15 protein-coding genes are annotated in these 14,027 nt (G+C 43.5%); 3 read left to right on the plus strand and 12 right to left on the minus strand.

The window, feature by feature from the left end:
- Positions 1–112: 112 nt before the first annotated feature.
- The 9 genes from ACLD71_RS09795 to ACLD71_RS09835 form a co-directional block, all read right to left on the minus strand.
- Complete coding sequence (locus ACLD71_RS09795; protein ID WP_411994460.1) at positions 113–1,462, minus strand: hypothetical protein; 1,350 nt, start codon at positions 1,460–1,462, stop codon at positions 113–115.
- 303 nt (positions 1,463–1,765) lie between these two features.
- Positions 1,766–2,995, minus strand: a complete 1,230-nt coding sequence (gene serA, locus ACLD71_RS09800; RefSeq protein ID WP_137672322.1) for a phosphoglycerate dehydrogenase — start codon at positions 2,993–2,995, stop codon at positions 1,766–1,768.
- A 254-nt stretch (positions 2,996–3,249) separates the two neighbouring features.
- The gene (rpiA, locus tag ACLD71_RS09805; RefSeq protein ID WP_411994461.1) at positions 3,250–3,903 is read right to left on the minus strand and encodes a ribose-5-phosphate isomerase RpiA; all 654 of its coding nucleotides are present in this window, start codon (positions 3,901–3,903) and stop codon (positions 3,250–3,252) included.
- Positions 3,904–4,039: 136 nt separating this feature from the next.
- On the minus strand, positions 4,040–4,630 hold the full coding sequence (locus ACLD71_RS09810; RefSeq protein WP_411994463.1) for a 5-formyltetrahydrofolate cyclo-ligase: 591 nt from the start codon (positions 4,628–4,630) through the stop codon (positions 4,040–4,042).
- Between the two features lie 114 nt (positions 4,631–4,744).
- Positions 4,745–5,467, minus strand: coding sequence for a YebC/PmpR family DNA-binding transcriptional regulator (locus tag ACLD71_RS09815; RefSeq protein ID WP_137672320.1), 723 nt, complete (start codon positions 5,465–5,467; stop codon positions 4,745–4,747).
- A gap of 159 nt (positions 5,468–5,626) precedes the next feature.
- A complete protein-coding gene (locus ACLD71_RS09820; protein ID WP_411994465.1) occupies positions 5,627–6,370 on the minus strand; it encodes an outer membrane lipoprotein-sorting protein in 744 nt (247 codons plus the stop codon).
- Positions 6,363–7,577 (minus strand): ABC transporter permease, encoded by a 1,215-nt coding sequence (locus ACLD71_RS09825; protein WP_411994467.1) that lies wholly within the window; start codon positions 7,575–7,577, stop codon positions 6,363–6,365. Before ACLD71_RS09825 ends, ACLD71_RS09820 begins: the two co-directional genes overlap by 8 nt.
- Positions 7,565–8,251, minus strand: a complete 687-nt coding sequence (locus tag ACLD71_RS09830; protein WP_137672317.1) for an ABC transporter ATP-binding protein — start codon at positions 8,249–8,251, stop codon at positions 7,565–7,567. Before ACLD71_RS09830 ends, ACLD71_RS09825 begins: the two co-directional genes overlap by 13 nt.
- 9 nt (positions 8,252–8,260) lie before the next feature.
- Entirely contained in the window at positions 8,261–8,890 is a 630-nt protein-coding gene (locus ACLD71_RS09835; protein WP_137672316.1) for a hypothetical protein, read from the minus strand.
- Positions 8,891–9,236: 346 nt separating this feature from the next.
- Here ACLD71_RS09835 and ACLD71_RS09840 point away from each other — a divergent pair, with 346 nt between their 5' ends.
- Positions 9,237–9,722 carry a VOC family protein gene (locus ACLD71_RS09840; protein ID WP_137672315.1) on the plus strand — a complete coding sequence of 162 codons (486 nt, stop codon included), beginning with the start codon at positions 9,237–9,239 and terminating at the stop codon, positions 9,720–9,722.
- A gap of 72 nt (positions 9,723–9,794) precedes the next feature.
- Here the strand turns inward: ACLD71_RS09840 and ACLD71_RS09845 are convergent, their stop codons facing one another.
- Positions 9,795–10,259, minus strand: a complete 465-nt coding sequence (locus ACLD71_RS09845; RefSeq protein ID WP_137672314.1) for an OsmC family protein — start codon at positions 10,257–10,259, stop codon at positions 9,795–9,797.
- A gap of 163 nt (positions 10,260–10,422) precedes the next feature.
- Here ACLD71_RS09845 and ACLD71_RS09850 point away from each other — a divergent pair, with 163 nt between their 5' ends.
- A complete protein-coding gene (locus ACLD71_RS09850; protein ID WP_411994470.1) occupies positions 10,423–11,076 on the plus strand; it encodes a cupin domain-containing protein in 654 nt (217 codons plus the stop codon).
- Between the two features lie 386 nt (positions 11,077–11,462).
- Here ACLD71_RS09850 and ACLD71_RS09855 read toward each other — a convergent pair whose 3' ends face one another.
- The gene (locus tag ACLD71_RS09855; RefSeq protein ID WP_161985094.1) at positions 11,463–12,263 is read right to left on the minus strand and encodes a PEP-CTERM sorting domain-containing protein; all 801 of its coding nucleotides are present in this window, start codon (positions 12,261–12,263) and stop codon (positions 11,463–11,465) included.
- A 219-nt stretch (positions 12,264–12,482) separates the two neighbouring features.
- Between ACLD71_RS09855 and ACLD71_RS09860 the strand changes: the two genes are divergently transcribed.
- Entirely contained in the window at positions 12,483–12,797 is a 315-nt protein-coding gene (locus tag ACLD71_RS09860; protein WP_411994472.1) for a hypothetical protein, read from the plus strand.
- On the opposite strand, the gene ACLD71_RS09865 is transcribed toward ACLD71_RS09860, so the two are convergent.
- Complete coding sequence (locus ACLD71_RS09865; RefSeq protein WP_411994474.1) at positions 12,794–13,855, minus strand: LacI family DNA-binding transcriptional regulator; 1,062 nt, start codon at positions 13,853–13,855, stop codon at positions 12,794–12,796. The genes ACLD71_RS09860 and ACLD71_RS09865 overlap by 4 nt on opposite strands.
- Between the last annotated feature and the right edge of the window lie 172 nt (positions 13,856–14,027).

Consider the following 14,027-nt stretch of genomic DNA (forward strand, 5'->3'; position numbering starts at 1 on the left):
AGAATGCGGGCGCGAATTGTGCCTTCAATCTCTTTAAGTTTGTTAATTGCTTAACCGACTAGAGCCGTTTTAACGTTGAACACTAAGTTTCTAATACAATAGTAGAACTTATTTACTCTAGCTCTTCAGCGTACTCTTCAGCAAAGTTTCTAACTTTTTTCTCTCTAGCATTCAGGGCTACGTAGTCGAGTTTTTCTTTATACTTTTTATTCTCTGAGAGGCCGAGAACTCGACAAATCCATGCGTGGTAATCGGCATTTGAGCTTGATTTATACTTGCTTCTACTTACCGAGTTGTCTAGAGATAAGCTGAGTTCATCTAGAAAAATAGGGTTTTTAGGGTACTTTTTATACACGGTTTTAACCCCACGCTTTTGCAAGTAAGCATCATTTGAGCGAATCATGTTAAATATTTGATGTTGATTCCAGTCTAATTCGACACCGTCAGGAAGGGGGCGATGTATCGCGCTGGCGCGAATATGTCTGGATGTTAAGGTATCTAACTCTCCTGTAGCTGCATTCTTTAAGCTTGCCTGCTTTGCTTCTTTCGTGATCTTTATTAGCGTGTCTTGGTAACGGATTAAACCTGAACGCGCTAAGGTCTCCATTTGGTATTTTGCTTCTGATAACTCTTTTTCTGATAGATCTGACTGGTACGTAGATAATAACTTGCTTTCTATTAAATCAAAGATTTCAGGTTGGTTTAGCCAGTGCTTTTGAATGTCTTTATATGCGCCTTTACGAACCTTTACATCGTTGCTATTTAATCTGTCTACGAAATCATCAGTTATAACGGCAGGAATATAGTTGTGATCACTCAGTTCAACGGTTTTATTACTGAAGTCTCGTATTACTGAGTTAGCGTAAGCGGTCAATTCAAGTTCAATATCTTCGTTATAAGCAGAGTTATCATCACCGAGCGTTAAGTCGATTAACTTTTTTGCGACATTGGAGGCAACGAAAATGGAATAATCTACATCACTCGAAACATTTTTTTCGGCTTTTAGCATGTCTCTCAAGCCGGAATATGAAGTCACCATGAGTTCTTTGGATTGAAATATAGATACTTTCTCTCCATCTATTTCTGAAGTTATAGAGTATATGAATTTTGGTGGTGTAACGGTATCCATCGGGAAGGGAGTCGCTTCACCCGCGAAAACTCTTTTGTAGTCAATGTATATTGATACTGGAGCTACATTTTGGTCAGACGCGCTCGCCAATAAGCCTGCTTTATTTAGTTTGTCTTGAAAAATGGCAGCCATGATTGTTTCTGTGTGTTCTTCGTCTAAGAAGTTAGGAACATTAAGGCTGTATGACAAGTCAATATCGAAATCTTGGATTTGATATTTTACATCAGGCGAAAGTTGGGCTTTTGGTAATTTTTGAGATTGGTTTGATGCGCAACCACTTAGTATCACAACTGAAGCTATTAATAGCCTCCATTTTCCAATGAATATTTTCACTTAGTTCCCTCTATTTATTTTTTTACTTATTTATTGCTAACAAGATGTGATTAATATATTTGTTAATTGCATATTGTTGAATAAATGTTCACTTCACATTTGTATTACTTACCGTTTATCATTTTTTACGCTTTTTTTATCTATTAAGCAAGAGCATTGTAGAAATATAAAAGGAGGGTTTGGGGGCTCTATTAAAGTAGAAAGGGTTCGAAACTATTGTTTGAACAAGGCTAAGAATACAATTTTATGCCTACAAAAAAGCCAGTCTAGAGACTGGCTTTTTTACATTCTAGCGATTAGCTTTTAGTGAAGAATGCGGGCGCGAATTGTGCCTTCAATCTCTTTCAGTTTGTTAATTGCTTGCTCGGCTTGAGCTGTTTCTACGTCAATCACTACGTAACCAATACTGTCGTTGGTTTGTAGGTACTGAGCTGCAATGTTGATTGAGTCTTCCGCAAAGGCCAAGTTGATTTTGGTTAGCACACCCGGTTGGTTATGGTGGATGTGTAACAAACGGCTGGTGCCGGTGTGCTCTGGTAGCGCTACTTCTGGGAAGTTTACGGCTGATAGGGTTGAACCGTTATCAGAGTATTTAGCCAGTTTAGAGGCTACTTCTATACCAATGTTTTCTTGTGCTTCTTGAGTTGAGCCACCTACGTGTGGGCTAAGAATTACGTTGTCAAAGCCGCGTAATGCAGACACAAACTCTTCTTTGTTTGATTTAGGCTCTGTTGGGAACACATCAATAGCAGCACCCGCAAGCTTTTTGCTTTCGAGTACCGACACCAATGAGTCAATCTCTACCACTGTGCCGCGAGAGGCATTAATAAGAATAGACCCTTGCTTCATTGCTGCCAGTTGCGCTTCGCCAAACATGTATTTGGTTTGTGCTGTTTCTGGTACGTGTAGGCTCACTACGTCGCTCATGGCGAGTAACTGATCTAAGTCTGCAACTTGAGTAGCGTTACCTAGCGACAGTTTGTTTTCAATGTCGTAGTAGTAAACTTGCATACCTAAGGTTTCAGCTAGAATACCTAGCTGAGTACCAATGTGGCCGTAACCAATAATACCTAGCTTTTTACCGCGCGCTTCATATGAGCTGTCGGCAGATTTTATCCACTCACCGCGGTGAGCTTTGGCGTTTTTCTCTGGAATGCCGCGCAGTAGTAATATAATTTCACCTAATACGAGTTCAGCTACGCTTCGAGTATTAGAGAAAGGGGCGTTAAATACTGGCACACCTTTTTGTTGAGCTGCTTTAAGATCAACTTGGTTGGTACCAATACAGAAGCAACCAATAGCTACCAGTTTGTTAGCGGCAGCTAACACACGTTCGTTTAGGTCTGTACGGGAGCGAATACCAATGAAGTGAACATCTTTGATTTTCTCAATTAGTTCTTCTTCTGCTAGCGAGGTTTTGATCATTTCTACATTTTCATAACCCGCAGATTGGAAAGATTGCAGTGAGCTAGGGTGTAAACCCTCTAACAACAATACTTTGATTTTTTCCTTGCCTAACGAATACTTTGCCATGTTTGCTTCCTAATACCCATGTTACCGCTGAGCGGCTAAATTTAGCAAAAAAGCAGCACTTAGGGAATGTAATTTTATTACATCAAAATATATTCATATTGTGAATAATTCACTGTTAATCTCATTGATGGTGAATTTTATCGCTTGAATACTGTGCTTTATTGAAGTTTTACCAAAGTATTCTTTGGTGTGTTGGAATATTTCACAAAAAAAAGAGCGCTTGCTGCGCTCTTTTTTCTCAATGGCTTGCTGGTTTAGCGTTTTTTGGCCCCTTCTGGGGTGCCTATTATCACTTGGTTTGCACCGCGATCTGCAAACAAGCCATTAGTGACTACGCCCACTATGGCATTAATATCTTTTTCCATTTTCACTGGGTCGATGATTTTCATGTTGTACACATCTAAAATCACGTTGCCATTGTCGGTGGTTACACCTTCACGGTAAACCGGGTCACCGCCTAATTTCACTAATTGGCGAGCAACATAGCTACGAGCCATTGGAATCACTTCTACGGGTAAGGGAAACTCACCTAAAATCGGCACTTCTTTTGTATTGTCTACGATACAAATGAATTGGTCGGCAACCGCTGCAATGATTTTCTCGCGAGTTAGCGCTGCGCCACCGCCTTTAATCATGTGGTTATGTTCGTTAATTTCATCTGCGCCGTCTACATATACTGATAGTTCGCTAACGCTATTTAAATCAAACACTTCAATGCCGTAGCCTAGTAGCTTTTCGGTTGATGCTTCAGAGCTAGATACAGCGCCTTGGATACTGTCTTTCATGGTCGCTAAGGCGTCAATGAAATGGTTTACGGTAGAGCCCGTGCCTACGCCAACAATGGTGTCTTCTTGAACATATTCCAATGCTGCCCAGCCAGCGGCTTTTTTCATTTCATCTTGTGTCATTACAGTGCTCCGAGCAAAGTGAAGAGTGGGGTGCCAATTAAGCTGGCTAATTTGGCGCGGATTATAACCAAGCGTTGCAATTAACGCCAATTGAGATTGCTGGTTTTTTAGTAAAGCAATGTGACAAATTATTCGCTTACCAACGCCAGTGCTTGCTAGGGGTAATAATTTGTTTTAAAGGTTGATCCCAGGCTTGAACGGGCACTTGGTTAATTTGCTGGCAATCATGTGCCATGCCAATTACCAAAGGTTGCTCGCCGTTTATTGTGGCCAATAAACGATCGTAATAACCGCCACCCATGCCTAGGCGATTACCTTGAGAATCAAAGGCGACCAATGGCGCTAGCACTACGTCGAGCTGTTGGCTGGTTGTTACTTGGCTTTTATCAAACACGGGCTCACTAATGCCAAAGCGATTGGTTTGCATTGGGCTGGTGGCTTGATAGCGATGAAAGCACATTTGGCCATCTTGATGTGGGTCGATAAGTGGCACATAAACGTGTTTGTTTTGTTGCCACAACCATTCTATTAATCCAGTGAGATTCACTTCGCCATCAAAGGCTAAATACAAGGCAATGTGTTGCATATTGGCGATGTTAGGATCGTGTTGCAGTAAGTCGAGAATCGCTTGGCTGGCTTCTTGCTGTTGAGTGTGACTTAACGCGCTGCGTTGTTGGCGAACCTGTTGGCGTAATTGCTGGCGAGTATCTGGCTGGGTCATAAACATAACGAGATGATTAAGTAGAACAATCAGTGTGCATGGAGATGGTTAATCAAGCAAGGCCGAATGGCCACCAAGCCTGAGGTACAGGCTTGGTTGAAGTCACTAGAGGTAAACTAACTAGTCCGCTAACTCTACGTTATGGTAAACATTTTGAACGTCGTCGCAGTCATCTAACATGGCTTGAAATTTTTCAAACATGGCTACGTCGTCGCCGCTTACTGTGGTGTAGTTTTGCGGAATAAAGCTAATTTCTTCCATCTCAAATTCTAGCTCTGGCATAGCCTGAGTCAGTGAGGTTTTCACCTTGAAGTATTCAGTGTGTGGGGCAAATACGGTAATCATGCCGTCTTCACTCTCAACGTCAGTCACTTCTACGTCGTCCATTAATAGGATTTCTAGAATGGCGTCTTCGTCGTCACCTTTAAATGCAAAAATTGATTGGTGGTCAAACATATGAGCCACACTGCCTTGGTTACCAATTTTAGATTTGGTTTTTACAAAGGCTTGGCGAACGTCGGTAAAGGTACGGCTGTTGTTGTCGGTTAAACACTCTACAATCACCATACAGCCACCTGGGCCATAACCTTCGTAAACGGCTGGCACATAGTCTTCGCCTGCGCCGCCTTTGGCTTTATCAATGGCTTTGTCGATCACGTGGCTAGGCACCTGATCTTTTTTGGCGCGGTCTACTACGCTGCGTAGCTGTAGATTGGCTTCAATGTCGGCACCGCCGTTTTTGGCGATAACATAGATTTCTTTACTGTATTTAGAATAAACCTTGGTTTTTGCACCAGCGGTTTTGGCCATAGAGGCCTTACGTACTTCAAAACTTCTGCCCATTGGGATGCTCTTTTTTATCGATGCTTAAAAATTCTGAGGAGGATTTTACCAGCTGAAACGCAAGGAACAAGGGCTGGCGCGGTTTCAGAGCAAAGAATAAGGCTAAAGTTGCTAAATCGTGAGGCATTTAACTGTTACCACCTCACGATTTATTGATGTTTAGAGCTGCTCTAGTGACTGTTTACTCAAATAAGCCGGGTTATAATATTTGTCGGCTAAGCTGTGGGGTTCCACCGACTGATAGTTAATCACCGTGCTTTTATTGGTTTGAATACTATCCACCAAGGTCATGGTTTTTACTACGGCGCGGCCCTGCCGTTGGCCTTGCTCAAAGTAGGCTTGCTTGGCGAGCTTTCCTGACTTTAAATATAAATCGGCTTGCAGTGGAAAATTGCTTTCTTGGGCGAGCCATAAATCAATTTTTTGATAACTCGCGCCACTGGTTTTCGCCTCCAGTTTTAAGTGAATCGCCTTCACACCCTCTATTTGTTTGGTTTCACCCAGTTCACCTTGGTAATCCTCACTCCAAGTTAAGGTAGACACATCACCTACCGAGGCTTCGCCAAGCAGCTTTTGCATTGGCGTAATGCGAATAGGTCGGCGGCTGTTTGGCATCAATAACCAATAGTTATCACCTAACATCAACATTTTTTGTCCCAGTTCCGACTGGGCTTTAAACACCACTAAAGACTCCCGTTCTGGTCGAATGTACACGTTGTAATAGTGTTTCTTTTTTAGGGTTTGCTTTTCAAACTGACTGACTTGAGTGACTATTTTTGCCGAGCTGCTTTGCAGCCGATAACTATCGGCTTCCAGTAAGCGCAGCGTGACCTCATCATTGGCCTGAGCAAAGCCGATTGAAAATAAGCTGCCGAGCAGCCACAACTTAAAGAGACTAAACATAAATAAGTGCCTCGGTGATGGGTTTCTTTAGACCTTTGTTCGCGGCAATAGCCGAGGCTAGCGCACAAATACACACCACGCCGAAAGAGACGATAGCAGCAAGAAACAAAGAGAAAGTAATATGCAAGGGGTAACCTACGCTGCGCCCGGGTGGCGGTGGCATTTGAATATCGGCGAACAATAAAAACAGCGATACCGACCCACTTAAAAGCAGACCTATTAAGCTGCCGATAACCGCCAGTACAACCGCTTCTAACACAAAACCTATTAGTTGTTCCGAGTTAGCTGTGCCTAGTGCCGACAAAGTGCCAATTTCTCGAGTGCGTTCGGTCACCGACATGCTTAAGGTATTGAACAGCGATACAAATACCACTAAAGCCATGATGATGCCCATTACACCAAAAATGCGGTTATACAAACCTTTCACGGCTTCGTAGAAGAAAGCTTGTTTCCACCAAGGGGTGACTAATAAGCTAGCTTGTTGCTGCTCAACCTGTTGTTTTAGTTGTTCTATGTCTTGATTGGCGAAGGTAAATACCGACATCAAACTCACTTTATCGGTGGCCAATAAGGCTTGGCTAAAATCTAATGATACATATACCAAGCGTTTGTCCATTTCTGGTACACCAGTAGAAACAATACCTTGCACCATAAAGTCGTAAGCATTGAGCGCGCCCTCGGTGGTGGTGCTTAACAATGTAATCCAATCGCCCGGTTTGGCTTTCATGTTACGAGCGAGCTCCTCGCCTAATAAAACTTGTGGTTGTTCTTGGCGTTCTTCTGGGCTTAGCAGTTGGCCTGCTTTTACATCTAAAAATGGCCCCTTTTGAGTGAACTCGCTGGCCAACACACCTTGGCCAATGAAAATTGCTGATTTATCGCCATTGCTAATTAGTCCGCTAAATTCTATTCGCGGCTGAACCGCTTTTATGCCATTAATCGCCATTAACGCTTGGCGTTGCTGTTGCCAGTCAGCTAAGCCGTATTGCAGCGGGAAGTCTTCTTGCTCTGTAAAGTATTGCTGGCTGGATAGGGTTAAGTGGCCGGTATCTCTGGCGGCGGCCTCAGCTAGCGATTGATAGGTGAATAATCCAAAGCCTCCAGCACTGACTAAAGCGAGTACCGCAATGGCGATAATTAACACCGACATCACGCTGCGGCGGCGATTACGTTGCACGTTGAGTAAAGCATGTTTTAAGCGACGCATGTGGCAGTCTCCTTAGCCAGTATTTGTCCGTCTTGTAGTTGAATCAGCCGGCTGCAATGTTCGCTCATACGGCTATCGTGAGTAGCAATCACAAAGGTGGTTTGGTGGCTTTTACCAATGTCTTTCATTAGCTCTACTACCTGATGCGCGGTATGGCTATCTAGGCTGGCGGTGGGTTCGTCGGCGATGACCAAGCGAGGCTTGTGTACCAAAGCGCGAGCCACTGCAATACGTTGTTGCTGGCCACCAGACAGGCGATCAGGTTTTGAGTGTGCAAACTCGGCCATACCCACTGCATCCAATATTTGCATCACTCGCTGTTTGCGTTCGCGGATGGCTACCTGGTTTAGCATGAGTGGGTATTCAACGTTCTCGAAGGCACTCATAACCGGTACCAAATTGAAACGCTGAAAGACAAATCCCAACTGTTGCCTGCGCAGTATCATGCAGTGTTGTGGGTCGTTATCTAACTTGTGACCATCAAAATACAGTTCTCCTTGATAGCTTAGGTCGAGCAAGCCACAAATATTTAGCAGCGTGCTTTTACCGGAGCCAGAAGGCCCACACAAACCAATCATCTCGCCAGTTTGAATTTGCTCGCTGATGTGCTTCAGTGCTTGCTGTTGTATTTGCCCAGTTTGGTAGTACTTAGATACCTGCTTAAATTGCAACATAACTGATCCCTAACCCTTGGCGTGTTGCGCCATTAACTGTTCAGCATTTTTGCCAAACTTGTCGTTTAAGCCACGTTGTTTTAGCTGGCTAAACCATTGTTCGGCGAGCTCTGGCTGCTCGGCATCTAATGCTGCTTCAATGGCGTAGCTAAATACCCAGCTGGTGGCTTGCGCCGGAGATTGCAAAAAACGGCTATCGTTTAGCACTTGTTTAAACAAACTCATGCCTTGTTGTTGGTAGTTAAAAAAGTCGGGTACTTTGGTGAATGTGACCGCAGCAGTTGCTTGCATATAAATGGCCTGAGGCAAGTAGCGATATTGTTGTTGCCATTGCTGCTCGGTAATCATGTTTAAGGCTTTGTCTATTCGAGCCAAGCCATCTTCGGTGTAACTCATTTTTGTCCACGGTAGCCAGGCATCATCTCCCTTAAAAGTTTCGGTGCCGCCTAGGTAAAATAATGTCCAAGGGTCTGTGGGTTGCTGCTGGTGAGCTTGCTGCAACTCTTTATACAGTTGGTCAAGTTGTGAATAGTCACCTTGCGCTGCCTGGTAGTACGAGGCGAGTTGCTGGTCGTTAATACTGGCGGTGGCTGAGTAACTGCAAACGAGTAATAGGCTGGCGAGAGTTAGCGTCTTCATGATCATTCCTTGTCAGTGTGAGGTTGCTGACTAAGGTTACGATTAGCGCCTTGTTTAAACATCTCGATGCGATGAATGGTGACATAACCTGACCAAGGGATTGGTTTGCTGATAAGTGAAATCAAACTTTGCCTGCTTCAATAAACACTACCATCAGGCTTTAATTACTCGCTAGGTTTTGGTGTCGCGCTTAGCGGCTGCGAGCCTCATGATTATTCGCACCACCAATTAATAACAAATCGTTATCATTTTTATAAATTTTTATAATTTCCTGTGATTGGCGTTGTTCCATATACTCATCCCATCAAAACAAGTCACGAATTAACAACAGATTGTGGAGTAAATTATGAAAATGAGTCATGTAGGTATCATGGTTGCCGATATGGATAAAGCCGTTGAATTTTACACCAAAGTACTAGGCCTAAAGGTAGTAATGGGTAAAAGCGAAGTCGTGGAAGAGCATGAAACGGCGATTGGCCGTATGTGTATTGCAGTATTTGGTGAAGGGTTTAAAGGTTTTAATATTGCACACCTAGTTACCAGCGACGGTGTTGGTTTTGAACTGTTTGAAATGAAAGATCGTGAACAGCGCCACGAGGTAGATTTTTCTCGCATCGGACTATTTCACTTTAGCCTTGAAACCGATGACTTTGAAGGCGTGATTAAAAAGACCGAGCAGTATGGCGGTAAAGTGAGAATGGACATCATGCGTTATCACCCAGAAGATGACAGCAAGCAAGCTAAAATGGTGTACCTAGAAGACCCGTTTGGCACCTTGTTTGAGCTTTACTCTCATAGCTACGAAGAAACCTATTCTTCTGAGTACGAATAATAGAGAGCAAAAGAAAGGGTTGGCTATAGGCCAACCCTTTTTCGATCTACTTTAGCCATCAGTGCTTTAGCATTACGCCACGATATGAGTGGTTATTTTGGTGGTAACGGAATTAGCAATAAAACATTGCTGATGAGCTTGATGGTGCATCTTTTCCAGCTTTGTAAGGCTAAGCTCTTTATCTGCAAAGCTTACCTTAGGGTTAAGTATTACCTCAGTCATAGCCATTTTTCCGTGTTCATTCATTGCCATTATGCCTACCGCTTGGTCTACATAGCTATTTACCACTAAGCGGTTTTTAGCGGCAATCGACAAGAAAAAAAGCATGTGGCAGCTAGATAAAGACGCGACAAAGGCTTCTTCAGGATCTACGTTCGCCTCTACTGAATGAGGGAGCGGAACCACATGCGGCGAAGAAGATGCTGGCACACTTTGGCCGCCATCAAAATGCCATATATGACCGCGACTGTATTGGTTATCGGTGTAGTTCTCATGCTCTTGGCGTTGCCATTCAATGGTGGCGCAATACTTAGACATCTCACTTCCTTGTATTCATTCACATCAGCTAGTTAAGCGCTAGCATGCTGCTCGGTGAATACCGTGTCAATGCATTGCGGTGAGCAATGTCATATTGGCTGAGCTTGAAATTTGTTGCTAACAAGTCGACTCTATTAGATACAGCTGTAAAAGAGGAACGGTAATGTTGAATATGGATTTTAGCCAAGCCTTGGCAATTGATACCGAGCAAATGGATTGGCTAACCAGCCCATCGGCAGGCGTACTACGTAAACCGCTTGAGCGTGAAGCGAAAGAATCAGGCCACGTGACTAGTGTTGTGCAGTATCACGCTGATTCGTATTTTCCGGAACATTCGCACCCAATGGGCGAAGAAATATTTGTGCTAGAGGGGGTGTTTTCTGATGAACAGGGTGACTACCCTGCGGGTACTTATATCCGTAATCCACCAGGCAGTAAACATAGCCCGTTTAGTCAGCAGGGCTGTGTGATTTTTGTAAAGCTCAATCAGTTCAATACCAACGACCTTGAAGAGGTGAGGGTAAATACCAGAAGTACTGCTTGGTTACCGGGGATAGAAGGCTTACAGGTAATGCCCTTGCATGCCTTTGAACATGAACATGTTGCCTTAGTGAAATGGCCTGCCGGTGAAGTTTTTCAACCCCATAGTCATTTTGGTGGTGAAGAAATAATGGTGTTGTCAGGTGAATTTAAAGACGAGCATGGTGACTACCCTAAACATACTTGGCTGCGTAGCCCGCACATGAGCAAGCACCACCCTTTTGTTGAACAAGACACCATTATTTTGGTGAAAACTGGCCACTTGCCCGTTGAGTAATGAAGGTGTAAAAGCGGTGCCCTAATGAGGAGAGTCGGGCGGGCACCGCCCTTACAAACTTTTTGCCTTGTGCAATGTTGAACGTTTAAGTGTTAGCTGCATTGCAGTAGCTTAATGAGCAACACTTTATATTAATATTGTATTACAATTTGTGATGCTGCTTGCAAAACAAACCAAGAAGGGCTGAAAATTAAACAAAGTACCTGTTCAGCGTATTGTCATTCAGTTTATAGGATTAGGGGTAACTAGCTGGAAAGGTAAAGATTCTTGAAGATTGCGGTTGGCTTAAAACGTGGGGGAAGTGTGGGGTAGTGTGTATTTTAGTAAAAAATGCAGATGCCAAAGGGACAAATAGTGGCACCTGCAAGTAAACAATGCCTAAAGGATTAGGATTTGCTGTGTTGACGTCGTAAACCTAAAGCGATTAAGCCAAAACCAAATAGCGCGATAGTGCCTGGTTCTGTTACTGATACAATGGCGAACTTACCGTTTAGTGAGCTGCTTCTAACAGCACTGTTTTCGTCACCTAGGTAAGGATTAGACATATTATCGGTAATGTTAAAGTTAAGCTGCCATACTAGATTGTCGTCATTCAACCAAAGCTCGTATAACGAGCCGTAATCGGTGCCAAAGAACCCTTCAGCCAAGGCATCATCAACGGCTTGGTCGTACCAGCTGTAATCTAACGATCCTTTAAGTGCAACATCACCCATTACCGCGGTACCAGAATCAACCACTAGCTGAGCGACTTTAATGCTGTCGCCGTAGACTACTTCGCCACTGACTTGGTCAAAACCTAAAATTTCGCTGTAGCTAACATTGATGTGGCCGCCAGCATCAAAAAATACTTTACCATCGTTATTGAAGTTGCCACCCAAATCGTTGTAGTCAAATGACATCGCCCAGTTGTTACCTAGCCCAGCTGAATACAAAGGCGTATTTGGGTTTCTGAATATGCCTGTCGCGCTGCCATGACCTTCTTCGGAAAAGGTAGAGTTAGCGTTTGGCCCACATACACCCGCTGAACAACTGCCATTTTGTAAGGTAGATTGAGCCTGAACATTGGTTGTAAGGTAGTCTGCTGTGGCCGTGGTATTACCGCCCAAATCTAAGTAAAACGGTACCGCACTTGCTCCACTCGAAGCAGCTAATAGTAATGCGGAACAAAGAGAGGGGAAATATTTCATTTTTATACATTCCATTGGTAAGTTATTGGTATTAATTGATTTTTGCTAAATCAGCAAATATATTGATTCAATTGTCTATAAGCAATAACTGGTCCGATGTTTATAACCTTATAATTATTAAGGGAATTAACTTTTATTTTACACATCAAATATTTATCTTTGTAAAAGAAGCTGACATGCTTTTAATATCAATAGCTTAGTTAAATAGAGACAATGAATATGGCGGTAATAGAGTTACGCGAGTATCGAATACAAGCGGGTAAAACTGAGCAATGGTTGGCGTTGATGAATCAAGAGATTCTGCCTTACCAGATCAGCAAGGGGGTTAAGTTACTTAACAGCTACCTATATCGAGATGAGGAAAACCGAGAGTGGTTTGTTTGGCTGCGTGAATTTGACGATGAAGTGAGCCGTCAAGAGATTTATGAAAATCTTTATGATCAGTGGTGGATAGACAATATTCGGCCCACTGTGTTTAGTCTTATCGAAGAGCAAAGCGTAAAAGTAAGGCTGTTAGTACCCGCTTTTAGCTAGTCGGGTAGGGCATTTTTAATTTGCTGAAGTAATTGCTCAATATTTGATTTTTGGTAGCTGCTTTCTGTGAACACTTGAGTGCTTTGCCGTTCAACAACTTGAGTTGCAATGGATGCCTTTATAGGGCGAGGGCTGCTTTCATCACTAAATAACATCGCAACGGCCTGCTCCGATATTTGAGCAAAATCTTGCTTAATGGTGCTTAGCGGAGGGTAAAAATAGGCGCTGTCGGCACTGTCATCAAAGCCTATTACCGCCACTTGTTGAGGCACGTTTAAGCCTTGTTCGTGTAAGGCGCGCAACACTCCTAACGCCATCTGGTCACTGGCTACCAGTACTCCGTTTATGTTTGCGCCATTAGCTAAAGCCTCTCGGGTTAGTTGGTAACCACTACTGGCTAGCCAGTTCCCTTCCAACTGAGCTACTACGGTAGCTTGGTGCTGGTGGATTTTTTCTAACCAACCCTGCAAACGCAACTGTGAAGCACTGGAGTCACTGGGACCCGTTATCAGCAATAAGCGAGTGCGCTGCTGTTTTAACATTACACTGGCGGCATCGGCCGCCCCCTGCTGATGAGCGGCGCTAACTAGGTTTACCTGGCTATCGTAGGGCACATCAATAAATACAAAATGTAAGTCGGCAAATAACATCACAAGTTGCTCGGCTTCCACTTTGGTAAGCGGCAGATTGACAATAATGTACTCAATGCGTTGTGATTTTAGTTCGCGAGTGGCCTCTACAATTTTGTCAAAGGCGTGTTCGTCTACCACCGACAATGCAATACCGTAGTCGCGCAATTTGGCTTGTTTACGGATGTTGTTGGCAATAATCGAAATACCGTGTAACGACACGTCCAAAGTAATTAGTCCAATTACCATTGATTTAGCCCCACTTAACAGCTGAGCCCCTTTGTTGGGTACATAACCTAGCTGTTCAATGGCCGCATTCACTTTGTCGCGGGTGTCTTGGGCAACATTGCTTGCGCCATTGGTGACTCGTGACACGGTTTGCGTAGATACGCCGGCTAATTCTGCCACTTGTTTGAATGTCACGTTCACCTGTAAATCCCTTACTTCTTCCGACCTAATTGCTAATAGTGGCAAAGTGTAACACTGCGATCTAAGGAAATCTTATCGATACACCTAAACTGCGAATAAGGCTTCCTATCACCCATATGTTTTCGTAAACATTACTTGATCTTTGTCACAAGTAAACGTTTTCCCTTTTGAT

Origin of the sequence: Agarivorans sp. DSG3-1, from assembly GCF_046774965.1 — a bacterium.
Classification (GTDB): Bacteria; Pseudomonadota; Gammaproteobacteria; order Enterobacterales; family Celerinatantimonadaceae; genus Agarivorans.